This window comes from Candidatus Proelusimicrobium volucris, from assembly GCF_959605025.1.
Taxonomy (GTDB): Bacteria; Elusimicrobiota; Elusimicrobia; order Elusimicrobiales; family Elusimicrobiaceae; genus Proelusimicrobium; species Proelusimicrobium volucris.
This window is the reverse complement of sequence record NZ_CAUHCY010000003.1, coordinates 69,696-87,847: the sequence shown is the minus strand read 5'-3', so window position 1 is coordinate 87,847 and position 18,152 is coordinate 69,696. Positions and strand designations below refer to the sequence as shown.

General features: G+C 45.7%; 14 protein-coding genes. 2 read left to right on the top strand and 12 right to left on the bottom strand.

The window, feature by feature from the left end; translation table 11 throughout:
- Window positions 1–74 precede the first annotated feature (74 nt).
- Genes ACQY3M_RS03865 through zupT form a run of 3 tightly spaced genes read right to left on the bottom strand, consistent with a single transcriptional unit; the run spans window position 75 to window position 3,746 of the window.
- Window positions 75–1,241, bottom strand: a complete 1,167-nt coding sequence (locus ACQY3M_RS03865) for a SpoIIE family protein phosphatase (protein ID WP_428066152.1) — start codon at window positions 1,239–1,241, stop codon at window positions 75–77.
- Window positions 1,242–1,243: 2 nt separating this feature from the next.
- Window positions 1,244–2,947 (bottom strand): [Fe-Fe] hydrogenase large subunit C-terminal domain-containing protein, encoded by a 1,704-nt coding sequence (locus ACQY3M_RS03860; RefSeq protein ID WP_428066151.1) that lies wholly within the window; start codon window positions 2,945–2,947, stop codon window positions 1,244–1,246.
- Between the two features lie 25 nt (window positions 2,948–2,972).
- Window positions 2,973–3,746: a zinc transporter ZupT gene (zupT, locus tag ACQY3M_RS03855; protein ID WP_428066150.1), complete on the bottom strand. Its 774-nt coding sequence runs from the start codon at window positions 3,744–3,746 to the stop codon at window positions 2,973–2,975.
- Between the two features lie 32 nt (window positions 3,747–3,778).
- On the opposite strand from zupT, the gene ACQY3M_RS03850 reads away from it, so the two are divergent.
- A complete protein-coding gene (locus tag ACQY3M_RS03850; protein WP_428066149.1) occupies window positions 3,779–5,074 on the top strand; it encodes an ATP-dependent DNA helicase in 1,296 nt (431 codons plus the stop codon).
- Window positions 5,075–5,328: 254 nt separating this feature from the next.
- On the opposite strand, the gene ACQY3M_RS03845 is transcribed toward ACQY3M_RS03850, so the two are convergent.
- The 9 genes from ACQY3M_RS03845 to ACQY3M_RS03805 form a co-directional block, all read right to left on the bottom strand.
- On the bottom strand, window positions 5,329–5,496 hold the full coding sequence (locus ACQY3M_RS03845) for a hypothetical protein (protein ID WP_428066148.1): 168 nt from the start codon (window positions 5,494–5,496) through the stop codon (window positions 5,329–5,331).
- A 170-nt stretch (window positions 5,497–5,666) separates the two neighbouring features.
- Window positions 5,667–7,298 (bottom strand): chaperonin GroEL, encoded by a 1,632-nt coding sequence (gene groL / locus ACQY3M_RS03840; protein WP_428066147.1) that lies wholly within the window; start codon window positions 7,296–7,298, stop codon window positions 5,667–5,669.
- Between the two features lie 21 nt (window positions 7,299–7,319).
- Complete coding sequence (locus ACQY3M_RS03835) at window positions 7,320–7,613, bottom strand: co-chaperone GroES (RefSeq protein WP_428066146.1); 294 nt, start codon at window positions 7,611–7,613, stop codon at window positions 7,320–7,322.
- Window positions 7,614–7,738: 125 nt separating this feature from the next.
- Window positions 7,739–8,554 carry a PP2C family protein-serine/threonine phosphatase gene (locus tag ACQY3M_RS03830; protein ID WP_428066145.1) on the bottom strand — a complete coding sequence of 272 codons (816 nt, stop codon included), beginning with the start codon at window positions 8,552–8,554 and terminating at the stop codon, window positions 7,739–7,741.
- Window positions 8,539–11,022, bottom strand: a complete 2,484-nt coding sequence (locus ACQY3M_RS03825) for a serine/threonine protein kinase (RefSeq protein WP_428066144.1) — start codon at window positions 11,020–11,022, stop codon at window positions 8,539–8,541. Before ACQY3M_RS03825 ends, ACQY3M_RS03830 begins: the two co-directional genes overlap by 16 nt.
- A 21-nt stretch (window positions 11,023–11,043) precedes the next feature.
- Window positions 11,044–11,502 (bottom strand): PC4/YdbC family ssDNA-binding protein, encoded by a 459-nt coding sequence (locus ACQY3M_RS03820; protein ID WP_428066143.1) that lies wholly within the window; start codon window positions 11,500–11,502, stop codon window positions 11,044–11,046.
- 15 nt (window positions 11,503–11,517) lie between these two features.
- Window positions 11,518–13,632 carry an AsmA family protein gene (locus tag ACQY3M_RS03815; protein ID WP_428066142.1) on the bottom strand — a complete coding sequence of 705 codons (2,115 nt, stop codon included), beginning with the start codon at window positions 13,630–13,632 and terminating at the stop codon, window positions 11,518–11,520.
- A complete protein-coding gene (locus ACQY3M_RS03810) occupies window positions 13,616–13,936 on the bottom strand; it encodes a DUF1232 domain-containing protein (protein ID WP_428066141.1) in 321 nt (106 codons plus the stop codon). The genes ACQY3M_RS03815 and ACQY3M_RS03810 overlap by 17 nt, the downstream gene beginning before the upstream one ends.
- A gap of 16 nt (window positions 13,937–13,952) precedes the next feature.
- Entirely contained in the window at window positions 13,953–15,698 is a 1,746-nt protein-coding gene (locus tag ACQY3M_RS03805) for a Na/Pi cotransporter family protein (RefSeq protein WP_428066140.1), read from the bottom strand.
- A gap of 90 nt (window positions 15,699–15,788) precedes the next feature.
- Between ACQY3M_RS03805 and ACQY3M_RS03800 the strand changes: the two genes are divergently transcribed.
- The gene (locus ACQY3M_RS03800) at window positions 15,789–17,996 is read left to right on the top strand and encodes an acetate--CoA ligase family protein (protein WP_428066139.1); all 2,208 of its coding nucleotides are present in this window, start codon (window positions 15,789–15,791) and stop codon (window positions 17,994–17,996) included.
- The last annotated feature ends 156 nt before the right edge of the window (window positions 17,997–18,152 follow it).

Genomic DNA, 18,152 nt, shown 5'->3' with positions numbered 1-18,152 from the left:
TGATCCGCACAGAAAAACCGTACGAAAACTAATCGTACGGTTAAAACTGTTTTATAAAAGCAAAGAGATAAAGCTCAAACAAGTTTTAAATTGACTTCCTTGAAGTACTTTTCCCTTAAAATCTTTACGATACCCTCAAGTACGGAACGCCTCAAAACAAACTGATTGGGGAAGTTCGGATCCTGATAAGCGTCGTTTATTCTGGTACCGGCCACAATATCGATATAGTCGTTCTCAAGCAAGGTATAATACAATTTATAGGCCCCGCTCTCGCTTTGCGGCGCTTTGTGGCTTTGCAAAGCCAAAAGCACTTGGCTTAAAGTCAAAACGCCTTCCGTCACCAAGTCTATGCCTTCGAGCAGGCTTGTCGGCGGGCCGAAACGGGAAGAAGAATTCAAATCGGGCCTTACTTCCAGCCCCAATTCCCTGGCCACTATCTTTGCCGTAGTGCCGCCGCAAATTACCTTCTGCCCGTCAAAAGCGGCAAGTTCCTTGGCGTATTTGCCGTCCAAACTCTTATTAAACGGCGGCCCCGAAAATACCATCACGCGCCTTGGCGTTCTTAGATAGACCGCCGCGCAGGTAACGTCGTCTTTTGGGTTTATCGGGCCGTCTTTTATGCGCGCTTCGCGGATAATCGTTTCGCAAATTTTCAGGCTTGATACCTGCGGGTTCCTGCCTATAACTTTTAAGGCCAAATCCGCCGCGCCCGAACGCCCCCACCCGTTGGGATAATCGGGCGTACCGGTGCCCGCTTGGCTGATTCCGTCCGAGAAAAATATTATTCTATCCTCTCTCATCAGGTCAAGCGTGGTTGTGCTTATAGGCAGATTATGGTATTCTTCCGATACTCTTCTCGCGTCAGGTTCTATCAGGCGGCCGTTTCTTATAAAGAGAAAAGAAGGATTGCCCTGTTCAAAAATACGAACCTGCCCTTCGGGCGACAAATCCAAAATGGTGAAGGTGGAATAATTAAGCCCGCGCTCCTTGCATATCGGCAATACGCTGGAAATTACCTCGCAGTATTTTTTTACGTCCCAATTGGCGTCAACGAATTTTAAGGCCATTTTCGCCGTCATCGTAGAAAGAATATTGGCCTTTACCCCGCTGCCAAGCCCGTCGGAAAGAACCGCTATTATCCTGCCGTCGGCGCCGCGCGCGGTCATAAAAGTATCGCCGCAGACGTGCTGCCCGTTCTTAAACACTTGATAGTAATCTATATCAAAAGCGAATGGCGGCATAATTATTTCTTCTCCGGGCCAAAGCCTTCGGTAATATAATTCAAGATTATTTCGGTCTCGGCTATGTTCTCGCCCAGCCTGCCCGCAACTTCTTGAACGGCCAAAATATTCTTGCGCAGAACTTCCTGCGCCTTTTGAGCGATAATTTCCCTATGCAGCTCACTCTTGGTTACGTCCTGCACTATAAGCCCCGCAGTTTGCCCTTCCTCTATCGGAAATATCGTCATATCCAACAGCTTTTTGCCAAACGGGATACGTTCTTTATGTATCTCTTTGCCGTCTTTAAAGATGCGTTTGAATATCATCTCAAAAGGCAGTATTTTGCCCAAAGCCGCACCTTTAAGGCCGGGGATTTGCTCAAAAAGTTCTTCAATGTCGGCGCCCGCTATTTTGGCAAAGGGCTGATTGGATTCTATAATTTCCAAATTATTATCGAATATAACCACGCCCGAAGGTATGCACCTTAAAATGGCATTGGCTTTGCGGCTGGCTCGCTTGCGCATATAAGATACGCACATCGCCGGTTCGGCCTTGCCCTCCAATAGAGCGTGCGCGAAATTGCGGCAGGTATTGTAACCGCAACCGTCGCAGTTTATCTCGTCGTCGGCCGTAAACTTGCCGACTTTGGCCAAAGCAGATAAAATTTCCTCTTCCGTAAATTTCTTTTCCGGCGCAACTGCCCCGCCGAAAACAAGCGGCACTTTATACTTGGCCTGCTTGACGGGCGGGATACTTTCGTCAAATTGCTTTTCCACACCCAAGAAAGCGTTAAGCGTTGATACCTCCCCGCCCGGGCAAGGCCCTTTTATGCAGCCACCCTCGCAGGCCAGACATTCCACAAAACAGACTCTGTCTATATTCTGCTCTTTGAGAGCTTGCAAAGTCTTGCAGAAATTCTTTAAGCCCGTTACCGTAATTAGCTTTACGCCCTCTTTAAGGCCGTTGCGCCTTATGGAGCGGAGCATGCCACCTTCAAGAGGATAGACCGCGCCGTCAGACGATTTTTCAGGCACAAAGCCCTCACTGCTTTGCGGCGAATTAAGCAAATCAATGCCTTCCTCAAAAAGCCATTTTTTAAGTTCCTCGAAAGTTATCGCCGCGGCTATCAAATCTTCTTGCGTGTCCGATTCGTTCTTCTTGGCTATGCAAGGGCCTATAAATACGACTTTTATATCTTCGCCAAAAGTCTTTTTCAAGAGTTCGGCATGCGTCAATGCGGGCGAAGAATAAGGCACTATGTATTTTTTAAGCTCCGGCGTATAGCGGCTGATATAGTCCACGCAGACTGGGCAGGCCGAAGAAAAATATACCCCCGGCTCGGCTTGATTTAAAAACTCGGCCGTCACCGCAGATACTTGCTGTGCGCCCAAAGCCGTTTCGCTCACCCCGGCAAAGCCCAGCTTCTTTAACATTCCCACCAATCTGCTGACGCTGCAATCCAATATTCCCGCCCAGCTCGGCGCCACCGAGGCATATACCTTAGCGCCAGAGCCTATCAAACTCTTGGCTTTCTCTATATCGCTCCTTACGTGTTTGGCGTGCGTCGGACAGACGGTATAGCACATGCCGCAGGCGACGCAATTTTCCGCTATTACCGCCGCGTGACCTTCTTCCACCCGTATAGCCTTAACGGGGCAGGCCCGTACGCATTTATAACAATCCTGACATTCCTGTTTTATCGTATAAATCGGATAATTCTTTTTCATTTCCAAACCCGCCGTAAATAAATTTTTAAAGCATTTGCAGGCTTATGGCCATTATCATCATTCCGCCGACTACGCCCCAAATAACCTTATGCGGCTCGCCATACTCGTGTGCCGTGGGCAGAAGCTCGTCTAAGGAAATATATACCATTATACCCGCTATCAGCGCAAACAGCACGCCGAAGGCCGCCTCATGAAGCAAAGCCCTCAAAAATATAAATCCCACCATCGCGCCCAAAGGCTCCGCCATACCGGAAAGAGTAGAATACCAAAACGCCCTCTTTCTGCTGCCCGTGGCGTGGTATACCGGCAAAGCCACCGCTATGCCTTCGGGAATATTGTGTACCGCCACCGCTATCGCTATCGATATGCCCAAAGCGGGGCCTTCCATCGCCGCCATAAACGTGGCCAGACCCTCGGGGAAATTATGCAAAGCCAAGGCCAAAGCCGTAAAAATGCCCAAATGCTTAAGTTTGTTTTCCTTCGACAGGGAATTGTTGTCCAAATGATGATCCGGCAGGCAGGTGTCTATCAAAGAGGCTATCACTATCCCGCAAAAAAACGCGCCTATCGCCGCCCAGCCCGCAGCCTTGTATCCCACAACGCCCGTAAGAGAAATCTGTGCTTGGGGGAGTATCTCCATAAAGGAAACGTAAATCATTACGCCCGCGGAAAAACCCAAGCCCAGCGCCAAAAACTTGAAATTGTCTTTCTTGACAAAAAAAGCCAAAAGCGCGCCGATACTCGTCGCCGCGCCCGCAAAAAAACTTAATCCCAAAGCCGATAATATATTGCCGTTCATACTAATATAATAGCAAATTGATATAATTTTATATGCCCGTATCAAACGAAAATCATATCATTGACGATACCTTTATAAAAACCTTTAACGCCTTAAACGACCCTAAGGAAAGCTGTATTTTCCTCACCGGGCGCGCGGGTACGGGCAAAACTACGCTCTTAAAATACTTTGCGGAACATACCGCCGCGCGCTGCGTGCTTTGCGCGCCTACGGGCATAGCCGCGCTTAACCTCGGCGGGCAGACTATACACTCCTTCTTCAGAATAAAACCGAATGATCTTCTTGACCCGCAACTGCTGAAAAAACTGCCCGCAAAAACGGCCAATGCTTTCGATATCCTTATTATCGACGAAGCATCAATGCTCAGGGCTGACCTATTGGACGCAATAGATTTAATCCTTAAAAAATCTACGGACAATCCCCGCCCTTTCGGCGGTAAAAAAATAATACTCTGCGGCGACCTCTGCCAACTGCCGCCCGTACTTGAAGAGCAGGACCCTAATTTCTTAAATTATTTCAATATGCTGTACAAAAGCCCCTATTTTTTCGACGCGCTTTGCTTTGGGCAAACCGCTCTGAAAGTTCTGGAACTAAAACATAATTTCCGCCAAAGCCAAGATGAAGACTTCGCCGAGCTGCTCAACAAAATACGCGCCGGAACTATAACGCAAAGCGAACTGGACGAAAAACTAAATACCACGCATGCGCTTCGCGCTCCGCAAAGCCAAGCCGCCATCACTCTCACCGCCACCAATTATACCGCCCAACACAGAAACGCACTAATGCTGGCGCAATTATCTGGAGAAAGTTTTTCGTATCAAGCGGAAATAAGCGAAAATTTCAATAAAAAAACTATCCCCGCCGAACCGCTCCTTACCTTAAAAAAAGGCGCCAAAATTATGATGCTCGCCAACGATAAATATTGGGTAAACGGCGATATCGGCACAGTGGAAGATTTGGGGCCCTCTTATATCCGCGTCAACATAAGAGGCGCGCTATACTCCGTAGAGCCCCATACCTGGCAGGAAATAAAATACGAACCTCTCCCCGCAGGCAATAAACTGATACCCGTAGTAAAAGGAACTTTCACTCAATATCCCTTAAAATTGGCTTGGGCCATTACCATACACAAAAGCCAAGGCCTTACCTTCGATTCAATTTGCCTGGATATCGGAAGAGGCGCTTTCGCCGCGGGGCAGACTTATGTCGCCCTTAGCAGAGCCAGAACCCTTGGCGGCGTATATCTAAAAAAACCGCTGAGCATAAGCGATATTAAAACCGATAAACGGGTGTTATCCTTTTTTAATCAAAATTATAGCGCCTTATAACGCTTCAAAAATCTTTGTTTTTCCCCTTATCTCGTCAAAATAAAATACCCCGCTTTAAAACGGGGCATTTTGGCATATCGATTTCTCATTTATCCTTAATTTACGGAGATTGCGACTCATAATAAAAACAGCAAATTATGATCGCGAACTGTCGGTTTTACTATATAACAATAAATCTGAAATACGACTTTTATCATAAAAGCAAAATATCTATCCATATGGCAATATACCAAAAAATGGATATGATGTTTAGTCTATTTCTTATTTTCTTCGGAACCGAATCTCAAAAAGTATTCTTCTCCAGCTTCGTACAGGAAAGCGTCGTATGCGTCATCATCGGGACACTGATCCGCACTGCCGTACTCCTCTCTCATGCGCGCATCGGCATACTCTCTACACCAAGTCATAAAGTCTTTTTCCATAACAGTTTCTCCTCGGAGATTTACGGCGGAAACCATTACTGTCAATAAGCCTTCCGCCGGTAAATTCCATTTTTGTTTACAAGTTTACAAAAAGCCGCGCTTTTTTCCAACGCGGCTTTTTAAATCATAACGATACGATTTTTTATTTGCTCAATTGTTTAATCGGCAAATTACATCATACCGCCCATTCCGCCCATTCCCATAGGGGGCATAGCGCCGCCCTTTTCCTTCTCGGGCAGGTCTGCAACCAAGGCTTCGGTCAACAGAACCGTAGCCGCGATGGACGCCGCATTCTCCAAAGCCGTTCTTACAACTTTGGCCGGGTCTACTACACCAGCTTTAAGCAGGTCTTCGTAAGTATCCGTCTCGGCGTTAAAGCCTTCGGTACCGCTCATTCCTCTTACTTTTTCGACAACTACCGAGCCGTCCAATCCAGAGTTTTCGGCGATTTGTCTTAAAGGAGCGGTAAGCGCCTTCTTAACGATATTGATACCGGTCTGTTCGTCCTCATTATCGGCTTTTAAGCCTTCAAGTGCTTTTTCGCATCTTACCAAAGCTACGCCGCCGCCAGGCACCAAACCTTCTTCAACGCCCGCCCTGGTAGCGTTTTTGGCGTCTTCAACTTTGGCTTTCTTGGCTTTAAGTTCCGTTTCCGTCGCCGCACCGACATTGATTACAGCTACGCCGCCGCTTAATTTGGCTAAGCGTTCCTGCAGTTTTTCCTTGTCGTATTCGGAGGTGGAAAGCTCTATCTGCTTTCTGATTTGCGCGGCTCTGTCGGCTACGGCTTTTTTGTCGCCGGATCCGTTGACGATAGTCGTGCTTTCTTTGTCTATGATTATCCTCTTGGCCGAACCGAGCATATCGGGCGTCGCGTTTTCCAATTTGAAACCGCGCTCTTCGCTGATTACTATGCCGCCGGTAAGCACCGCGATGTCTTCCAACATTTCTTTGCGTCTGTCGCCAAAGCCCGGCGCTTTTACCGCGCAGCCCTTAAGCGTACCGCGCAAGCGGTTTACCACTAAGGTCGCCAAAGCTTCGCCGTCTACGTCTTCCGCTATGATAAGGAAGTTCCTTCCGCCTTGTACGATCTTCTCGAGCAACGGCAAAAGCTCGTTCATCGTTGATACTTTCTTGTCCGTAATAATTACGGCACAGTTCTCCAAAACGCATTCCATTCTCTCGGAATCCGTGATAAAGTACGGAGAAATATAACCCCTGTCAAACTGCATACCTTCCACTACGTCCAACGTAGTATCGGCGGTCTTGCCTTCCTCTACCGTGATTACGCCTTCAAAACCTACTTTATCCATAGCTTCAGCTATTAAATCGCCGATAACTTTATCATTGGCGGAAATAGTAGCTATCTGCGCTTTTTCCTGCTTCGTTTTTACAGGTTTCTGCATCTTTTTAAGTTCGGCTTTTACCGCGTCAACAGCTTTCTCTATACCCTTCTTTACCAAGGTGGGGTTCGCGCCAGCGGTTATATTCTTAATACCCTCGCCCAAAAGCGCGTTGGCCAATACAGTAGCGGTCGTAGTACCGTCACCGGCTATATCATTGGTCTTGGACGCAACCTCCCTTATCAACTGAGCGCCCATATTCTCGAATTTGTCTTCAAGCTCGATATCCTTAGCTATCGTTACGCCGTCATCAATTATCAAAGGCGAACCGAATTTCTTTTCCAAAACTACGCTTCTGCCCTTGGGGCCTAAAGTCACTTTTACCGCATCAGCTACTTTGCTAATGCCCGCTTTCATTTTACTTCTAGCGTCTTCCGAAAATATTATCTGTTTTGCCATATTAAACTCTTTCCCCCAATATTACTCTATAACGCCAAGAATTTCTTCTTGATGCATAATTATGTATTTTTCGTCTTCCAGTTTGATTTCCGTACCGGAATACTTGCCGTATAATACCGTGTCGCCTTCTTTTACGTCCATCGGTAATCTTTCACCCTTCTTGTTTACCGCGCCGGGGCCCGCGGCTACCACTTTGCCCTGCATCGGTTTTTCTTTCGCGCTGTCAGGGATTATTATCCCCCCTTTTACAACCTCTTTGGGCTCTATGGGGCTGATTATTACTCTGTCCCCGAGCGGTTTTATTTTTATTGACATTCTCTGCCTCCTAAAAAATTTTTAAATTCTTCGCGTCTGAACTTGCGGCCTTTTTTGGCAGCCGCAACCCTACACTGCTAAATTTAGCATTATTTTTTATTTTTGTCAATCCCCCTTTGGGATTGCTAATTATTTTTAAGAAAACCCGTCAGCTTTTTAAATATGGATTTTTCCTTTTTGGGAAGCATTTTGAATACAACGCACGATACATTGTCTTTACCGTCGTTGTGTGCGGAAAACTTGACAATTTCTTGGCATAAACGGCCCGCGCTGAGAGGCTTTTTTAATATCGCTTCTATCTCGCTGTCTTTTATGCCCTTGTTTACCCCGTCGGAGCAAAGCATATATACGTCGCCCGGCTGAGGGTTAAGTTTGATGACGTCGCAGCGCATATCTTTCTTAAGGCCCAAGGCTTTTGTCAGAATGTTCTGTATTCTGGATTTCTCCGCCTGTTCCTTGCTGATAAGCCCTCGCGCCACTTGTTCCTGTACGTAAGAGTGGTCTTTAGAAATCTGTTTTAATACGCCGTCCCTAAGACGGTATATCCTACTGTCGCCTATGTGTACGGCCGCGCTGGCGTTCGGCTCTATATATACAGCGCTTAAAGTCGTACCCATGCCGCGGCGGCGGTAATTTTCGGAAGACAAAGTGTATATCCTTAAATTGGCCAAGCCCGAAGCGTATAATAACTTCCTGGCTATGGGGTCGAGCTTTGGTTCGAAATCCTGCGGTATGCTTATCTTTTTGGACTTTAAATCGGATAAGGTCTGCCTCAATATCGATACTGCTAAATTGCTCGCCACTTCGCCCGCATTGTGCCCGCCCATACCGTCGGCCACCGCGCCAAGGCACAATTCCGGCGCTATCAATACGCTGTCTTCGTTCTTTTCCCTTATCTTGCCTATGTCGGTGTATGAGGCCAACTCTATATCAAATTCCATCTGTCTTCCCCCGCAGCAAACACGTCAACTATAAAACCCGCTATCGCATAGACTGCCAATACATACAGTATTAACAGCGGAATATTGTCTTCACTCCAAGTATATTTTACTTTTTCATACGGTCCTTTCAGAGCAAATATCCATATATACTGCTCCACCGCTTCTTGGTTTGCCGCCGTATTTAATTTAACTATCGAATTTATAAACGTTTCCCTGATCTGAGCTGGAGAAACCCTCTCTTCAGCCCTTGCCGCTTTATCACCTTTCGGCAAAGCCTTTTCCGCTGACGCTTGCGCCGCGGGGGTATTCCTCTCCGCAGAGATGTCGTTCAAATCCGAAGCGTAATATTCAGGCTCGCTCTCCAAATCCGCATAGCTGTGCATTAGCTCCACTATCTTGTGCGGCACGGCCGCATAATCGGCAGGCTGTTCCGCCGTTTTCGCCTGAGTCTTGGCTCTAACTTCATCATATAGAGCATAAGCTTCTCCGCCAGATTGATACAGCCATATCCCGCCAAATGACGCGACAAAAAGCAACAGCGTCAACATTCTGTATATAAACCCGTACCTAAATAAAGTCATAATACACGTAACCGCAGAGGCCCCAAAAGCCGTATATCGCAAAGTTTTCATCAATTCGCCTTCAGCAGAAATGTCCGGCCGCACAAATTGATAGAACAGATAGAATGAAAAGACAAACAATACTATTGATACTACCCTATAATAAAAAGGCAAATCCTCAATATTGTCTATCTTCAGGGCCAATCCACCGACTATTACCGAATATATCAGTAAATAGCTGTTTGTCGAAAGCGGCTGCAATATCGAATCGGGTTGGACAAATCCATAAAACGCGAATATGTACGAAAGCACCGCTATTACCAATATACATGGCACCGCCTTCTTTATCAAATCAAAGAAGAACAACGCAAATATTACGAGCAGGAATACAAAACATACCGCCCCCAATATCATCTGGCCTTCCGCGTAAGAACCGGAAATCCAAGGCTTGATCAATGCCGAAATTACGGAGGTAGCGCCGGTATTGTAAGCCGAACACAAAAAGCCCAGCTTCAAAAATAAAGACATCGCCATAAACGCGGCGGCCGCTGTTATCAGAGTCCAGCCGAATCCTTTCAGCATAAATTTCTTCTTGGCCGCGGAGAACGTTGAATAAGGATTCTTGCTTGCCGCCAAACGCTTTTTGCGTTCTTCCATTATTTTTTGAGTCTTGGCGACTTCTTTCGTAACGGAATCCAAGGTATCCATCTGGAATTTTTTATCCGGCACCGCCTGCTGTTTTGCAGGTTCTCCATCGTCACCTAATGCTATTACAGGGATATCCGCCGCCCTAAAAGAATTATTAGACGCAGCCGGCATGCTCTGCCTTATTTGGCTGCCGCTTGCCGTAACATGGCGCTCCGTATCTTTGCCTACGACAGGCGAAGCATTCATATCCGAACTTCTAACCCTTAATCCCACTTCGTCGGTTATGTTCAAACCTTGATTTAATTTCAGTTGATCGTCCGCGCGCTGCTTTTGGAAGAACATTAAAGTATCCGTCGCGCTTTGGAACCTGTCGTCCGGGCGCTTGCTCATCAACTTGCTTACCGCCAAAGACAGCCACGGCGGAACGCCCTTCCTATATTTAGAAACATCCGGCACAGGCTCGTTTATGTGCTTTTGAATTATGTCCATCGAGTTCTTGCCGGTAAACGGGTACTTGCCAGTTAATACGTAAAACAAACTGGCGCCAACAGAATACAAATCAGCCCTTATGTCTATCGGTCTGCCCAAAGCCTGTTCCGGCGATAAAAAGTACGCAGTGCCAGCCAATTCCGTCGTCTTTGTGCAACCTTTTTCCTTATCCACCTTCTTGGCGATACCAAAGTCCACTATTTTCGCTTCAAGTTTCTTATTGATAAGTATGTTCGACGGCTTTATATCGCGGTGTATTATACCCTTTTGATGGGCCGCTTCAAGGCCTTTAAGTATGCCGATAAAAGTGTCTATCACAAAAGAAATCGGCAAATTGGGGCGCTTTCTTACTATGGAAGATAAACTCTCGCCCTCTATAAACGTCATGACGATAAAATAAAATCCCTTTTCCTTGCCTACATTGTATACCGATACAATGTTGGGGTGGTCTATCTCCGCGATGGCGCGCGCTTCCGTCAAGAACAGTCCCACTGCCTTTTTGTCGTTTGCCAATGCGGGGCTCAATATCTTTACGCAGACTATCCTGTCCAGAGCCTTGTGCTTGGCTCTGAACACCGTACCCATACCGCCTTCGCTGACCTTTTCAAGTATCACGCAGCCGGATATCTCCTGCCCTATAAGTTCCATCTCCGGTCTTTGATGAGGCTGATTCTTCGCTTGCACGGAAGATGGCACCTGCGACGCCTTAGCAGCCGCCGTAGGAGGTATCTCTTCCTGCTTTAAAGGATTTTTTTTGTTATCTTCTGACATAAATACACCGGCCTTCCCTTTTTATTTATTCTCTTCAAAATACTTTGCCGTCTTGGCAAACAGATCCTTTACCTCTTTTAACTTCTCTATCGGAAGCCTTATTCCCTTCTTGGTCCAGCCCGTATAACTTTCGTCTTCCTGCCACTGCCTTAAATCTATACCCTTGCTCCCCATATAAGAACTTATCCTAAGGACTATAGACAAACCTTGCTTCTTGGCGTATTTGCCAAGTTCTCCGTCCTCTATTGTTTTATAATCTTCAGGCAAAGCGGCCAAAGCGTCGCTTATCTTGCCCACTATCTCGGGCGAAAGCGTTATCCCCGCCTTGGTGGGGCCGCTGTATGTTTCCGATTTAAGATATTTTCTTATTGATACGTATTTGTACCCTTTATAAGAGTCTATCGAGAATTTTATCTCGCTGCCGTCTTCCGAGGTCAAAGCCCCGATTAAACTAATTACCGAAAAGGTTGATTCCGCCATATAAATCCTCCGATTTTACTTCTTTTTAAATAAATTTTTTATACCGCTAGTCACGTCTTTTACGGTGTTCTTAACATTGTCCACCGCTTGTTTTGCCGTCTCTTTCTGATCCGAGTTTAAAAGGGAACTTACGGTCGAGGCAACGTCCAACTTGAAAGACGGATCCTCTATGCTGCCCCCAACTTTGATATTGGCCGAACCGCTCGCGTTCTTGCCCAAGCCGACCTTTACCGTCATATCAAGCTGCTGCGTTACAAAATTGATGCTCCCGCTGGTATTTACCGTAGCTAAATCCGAATTTAAATCCGATTTGTTTATCGTCGCCTTTCCGCCGCCCAGTCTGTAATCGCCGATTATGCTTTTATAACTTACGCTGTCGGTATTGATTTCCGCGCCGGATATTATCTGCGTCGCTTTTAAAGCTTTCTGCGCTATTTTTACAGTCGTCAGCGCCACTTTCAAAAATACGGAGCTGTTTATCAGCTTATCCAAATCCCGTATTTCGCCCGCGGAAGACGAAAAATATACCGTCCCGCTTGCCTTTTTCATCGTCAAATCCAGATCCTTTACATCGGCTTTAAAAGTTAAATCGTCCGTAGAAAAGACATTATTTTCAACCCTTTTTATTATTATATCAGCTTTAACATCCATAGGGGCCATCTGCAAATTGGAAGCCCCGCCGGAAGTCGCAGACTCTGGCGATGCCTCCACATCTTCAGATCCGCTCTTGGCAGATGCAAGAAGTTCATCAAAGTCTATGTCTTCTAAAGTAAATTTGTCCATATTGAACATAAAATCGACCGACATTTTTCTATTATTCTTATACGCCAAAGACGTCTTAAAGTCAGATCCGTCAAACACGCCTTTTATCGTGTTGGTTTTAATATCGTCAAGCGAATTTATCTTTATCTCACCGTTAAGAGCGGACAATATCTTCCCCATCACCGCCGCACCTATATCCTTCAAAACCACCGAACCCGTTACCAAAGGTTTATCGGATCCCGCCGATACCGCTTTTATGTCACCCGTAATACTCCCTTTCAGCTTAAACGCCGCCAAAAGTTCTTTTGATATGTCGGAAACTTCAGAAAGGTTTACGTTCAGGGAGGTGCTTTCCGCATAAGATATTTCCGGCTTGGAAAAATCGACCGCAGCCGTATTCTTAATGTAAGATTTACCCAAACTGACGTCAAATTTGCTTACCTCGGCTTTGGAATTTTCCAAATCGGCCGAAGCCTTGGCTTCCAAGTTTATTACGGGAAGAGCAAAAGCCGGAATATCGCCGGAAACAAACTCTGAAGCCAATTTGTCGTCTATCCCGCTTATCTCCCCTTTAAGGGACAAATCCGGTATTTGCAAATTGGATATTCCGCCAGTCATATTAACTTTGAAGCCTTTGTATTCTACGGCAAAATCCGTTATTTCCGCAGAGGCCTTTTCTAATTCCAGCCCGGCGATGTTTACAACGCCTTTGGCCAAAATCTTGACCGGGCTTATCTTTATATCGCCCGTATCAATCGATGTGTTGAATGAAAGTTCAAAAGAAAACGGATTATTGTAATCGAAATCCTTTATCTCAAAATTGACGTCTTCTACCGCGAAATCCATTCCGCTCTGCAAGTCTTTATACGTTATGTCCGAATTTCTGATATATATGTCTTTGGCCGTCAAATCCATCGCCAACGGCGTGGAAGAAAGTTGTTCCTCTTCCGGCTGAGGCGAGACCTCATCTGCGGAAGCAGGTATCAAATTATCAAAATTAAACTTGCCGTCGGTATTCTTTATAACATTTAGCTCAACGCCGTCAAAACCTATCGTTCTTATTTTTATCTGCTTCTTGAAAAGCGGCATCAATTCCACTTTGACTACCGCGCTGTCGGCCGATATAAAATTACCCGCCTCAAAACCGCCTTCGTCGGATAATTTAAACGACTCTATCGTCACCCCGATAAGGTTTAGCGATACATCGCTGAAATCTATATCCCTGTTATAGTTCTGCGCCACATATTCCTGCGCCATAGATTTTAATTTCGCCAAGGGAAACATCAGCTTCAGCGCTACTGCCGCGCCGCCAAGCAAGACTATCGCTATGACGATTAAAATCACAAGTACCTTAATAAGTTTCTTCATTATTTATCTTCCCCCTCTTACCATCTCTAAAAGCGCGGTATCTGTCTATATCAGGCCGCATTTTATTTATTACAAAAACCAAAAACAATAAATCATCGCTAAAGCCCAACATTAAAAACAATGCTTCGGGTATCATATCCAGCGGCAAAGCCAAATAAAGCAAAAACAATCCGCCCCATATTACGCTTCGCCACGGCATAGGGTAACGTCTTCTTATAACCGCCCAAAACATTCCGCCCGCATCTTTTATATCCCTAAACAAAACCGCGGGATTAACGGTAAAATCTGGCTTTTGTTCGGCCATTGTTGCTCCTTCTCTCTTACTTCTTGCCCCCGACGGAAGCATTCCTGCCTTCTTTGAGCATCTTATCTCTTACGCCGGTAGTCGTTTCCACTATATTAAGGGCATAATCACCTATCTTTTCAAAGCTGGTAAGTATATCCGTATACAAAGTTATCGCCACAGGCGAAAGCTGCTGCTGAGTAAAATCGCGCGACGTTTTATCGTCTCTGAAAGAATGGCGCATTTCGTTAAGTTCGCGTTCTCTTTCCAAAGCCAACTGCATTACGCGTTCTTTATCCATATCGTAGTTAAGTATGGTAGCGCGAGTATCCTTTAAAATCTTCTTCACTCGCAATCCTATGGTTTCCAGCTTATCATAGTCCTGCTGCTCAAAAGCGTTTATCGAGCGAGCCTTGTTCAATAATATCGCTATTTTATCGCCGTGATCCGCCATCTTTTCCAAATAGTTTGTCAAATCGAACATCGCCATAACGTCGGTTATCATATCGCGTGAAAGCTGGTCGTGCGTCAAGTTCTTTAAGAAATCGTTTATCTTATATTCCAAAACGTCGCTGGCTTTCTCCTTGGCGTGCACGTCTTCCACGGAGCGTTCAAATAACTTGGGCGAATCCGTCTTTATCGCGTGCAAATCCTTGCTTATTATTGATTCCACCAGCCCCGCCATTCTGTCGACTTCCCTTCTAGCCGCCTCAATAAACAATTCCGGCGTAGCAGTAACGCCCGCTTTTAAATAGACCAAATCAGTTTGTTCTTCTTCGCTGCGTTTTAAGGGCATAATCATCATTATAAGCTTCTCGAACTGTTTGATGAATACCAGCATCACGCAAGTGTTGATTATATTAAACGTGGTGTGGAAAGCCGAAAGGTGATAGGGTATACTTACCAACAGTACTTCAGAGCCGGTGCCCTCCGTAGTGCCCGGCACAATCCAATCCACCAAAGAGAGCAGCGGGTGAAATAATGCGATGGCCCATATCACGCCCAAAATATTGAACATCATATGCCCCAAAGCCGCGCGTTTGGCTGCCCTGGGCGCGCCGATCGCCGCGATATTGGCGGTAATCGTGGTGCCGATATTTTCGCCCAATACCAAAGCACACGCCGTAGGATAATCTATCAAACCTTTTGCCGCACAGGTAAGGGTAACCGCCATAACCGCACTGGAAGATTGAAATATAACCGTCAACCCCGTGCCTACCCCAACTACGGCCAAAAGCGACCAAAGCGTATCGGGGCGGAATTTGGTAATCCACTCTATCGTTGCGGAAGAAGACTGCACATCAGGTATAGCGGATTTTATTAAGGATAAGCCCAAAAACAACAAACCAAAACCCAACATAGCCTCGCCTATACGGCGCACTATCGGCCATTTGCTTACAAATTGCGAAAAGAAGCCTAAGCCTATCATCGGCATAGCAAACAAGGCGATGTCCACCTTAAAGCCGAGTAAGCTGATAATCCAAGCGGTAGTAGTAGTACCGATGTTCGCGCCGAATATTACACCCAAAGACTGCGTCAAAGTCAAAAGGCCCGCGCTCACGAAACCGACTACCATTACCGTCGTAGCGGAAGAAGACTGTATTATGGAAGTTACCAATATTCCCGAAAATGTGGCGGTAAACCTGTTGCCGGTAGCACCAGATATTATTTTTCTCAGACGATTACCCGCGGCTTTCTGCAAACCGTCGCTCATCATCTTAATACCAAGAAGAAATACTCCCAATCCGCCAAGCAAGTTAAAGAAAAGCAATATACCTTCCATCAATCCTCCGCACTATCGTTATAAATATTGTTAATATCATTATATAATATAATCATATATTTGGATAACAATGTTTTTGGAGAAACCACAATGGAATTCATAAATGATATTCTAAAATGCGCAGCGCAAAACGGTAAAAAAGCATTAAATGAAGCCGATTGCTATAAAATCCTCGATTATTTAGGGATAAATACCCCTAAAACGGCAATTTTAAGAAAAACAGACGACATATCTTCAGTTCTGACACAATTCCCGGGCGAAAAAGCCGTGCTAAAAATCCTTTCGGAAGAAACTCTCCATAAAACCGATAAAGGCGGGGTAAGAATTTTCAAAAAAAGCGAAGGCGGAGATGTATTCGGACAAATGATTAAAGATTTCCCCGAAGTCGAAAATTTTATGTTGGTTCAGTTTGTAGACTGCCCACCTTTTACCCTAGGACGGGAAATACTGCTCGGCGCGCGCTTTGACAGCGCCTTCGGCCCGATAATAACCATGGGCTTTGGCGGCACTGACGCGGAATACTTCGCCCAAAACATAAAAGAGGAAAACAGAACTGCTTTAACAACAGCTTTAAACGCGGATTTCGACGCCTTTGTCGAAAATTCACTCATCTGGCGCTATTGCGGCGGTAAAGCAAGAGGATCAAAAGCGCAAGTTTCAAAAGAACTTCTGGTATCCGCAGCAAAGAAGCTCGCCGAGTTAATGATAGAGTTCAGCCCACTAAACGAAAAAACGGAATTCTTTATTGAGGAATTTGAAATAAACCCGCTCTGTGCAGGCGGCGGAGCGATTACCGCGCTGGACGGCGTACTCCGTTTTAAAAGAGCCGCTTTTAAACCCGCACGGCCCAATGTTTCCAAAGAAGGCCTGGAAAGCCTGTTAAACCCCAAAAGCGCGGCTGTTATAGGCGTAAGTGCAAAAAAGATAAATATGGGGCGCATAATCCTAAACAACATAATACAGGCCGGTTTTGACAGAAGCAATTTATTTGTAATCAAAGAGGGCGAGGACGAAATAGACGGTGTAAAATGCGTAGCTGATTTTGAAAGTCTGCCACGTAAAATAGATGCTTTGGTTCTATCGGTGCCGGCCGATTCCGCGGCTCAAACCTTGTCAAAATGCGCCAAAAGCGGAAAGGTGAACGGAGTAGTCTTAATAACCGGCGGCATTGGCGAAAAGGAAGGCTCGGCCGATTTAAGCTGCCAAGTGGAAAACGTAATAAAAGAAGGCAAAAGCCTTAATCCGGGCTTTACTCTTAACGGAAGCAACTCCCTTGGGTTAGTATCCAATCCGTCAAATTTCAACAGCCTTTTTATACCGAAAGAAAAATTTACGCCCCCCTTGGGTTTAAACCCCAATCTCGCGCCTTCGGCATTCATAAGCCAAAGCGGCGCTTTTATGCTTGCTTCTTTGGGCAAAATGGAACATTTAAAACCGCTATACTGCGTTATGACGGGTAATCAGCAGGATGCGACCGTAACGGATTACGCCAGATATTTGATTGAGGAAGACAAAGTAAAGCTCTTAATGCTCTATATAGAAGGACTGAAGGAATACGAAGGCCAAATCCTGCGCCAAAGCCTGATTAAAGCCAAGCAAAAAGGAATAAAAACCGTCATTTATATGGCGGGGCGTACGCCAAGCGGCCAAAAAGCGGTAATGGGGCATACGGCTTCGATAGCTGGGAATTATCTTACGGCGAAAAAGATTTTGCAAGACGCTGGCGCATTTATGGCCGACAGCTTTGAAGAGTTTGAAGACCTATGCCAAACTTTAAGTTCCTGCGCCTGCAAACGGATAAAAAACAATAAGGTATTTATGCTAAGCAACGGCGGATTTGAAACCAGCGGTATGGCGGATAATATCAAGCCAGGCTCCCCTATTGATGCAGAAGTGCCTCAGGGCGTTCTAAAAAAAGAGCTTTGTTCAATACTCGACAAGTACGGTTTAAGCGGCATAGTTGACGTTCGCAATCCCTTTGACGTTACGCCTATGTGCCCCGACGCCGCCGCCTATGAGATTATAGAAAGCGTACTTAAAAGCGGGCTTTACGGCAGTGTATTATTTTCCACTATACCGGTAAGCCCCGCGATAAAAACTTTGAAAGAGGAAAAAGCGGACTTCTTGATAAAATTGGCCGAACTATCTACTAAATACGACACACCGATATTCGCAAGCGTATCGGCAGGCGGCAGGTTTGACTATTACCGCACAAGCGGGCAAGAAAATGGCCTGGCTGTTTTTGACCATGCCGATAAAGCTGTCAGAATAATAGAAAAAATACTGCAAAACAAATAAGAACATCTTCAACTCTACAAAACGAGGATAAAATTTATCCTCGTTTTTTTTGATGAGAACTATCCCAATTTCCAATAATCATGCTGATAAAGATAAAACCTGTTATATAAAACTCAAAGCTAAACTACCCGCAATATCTTCTAGATTTTACCCAAT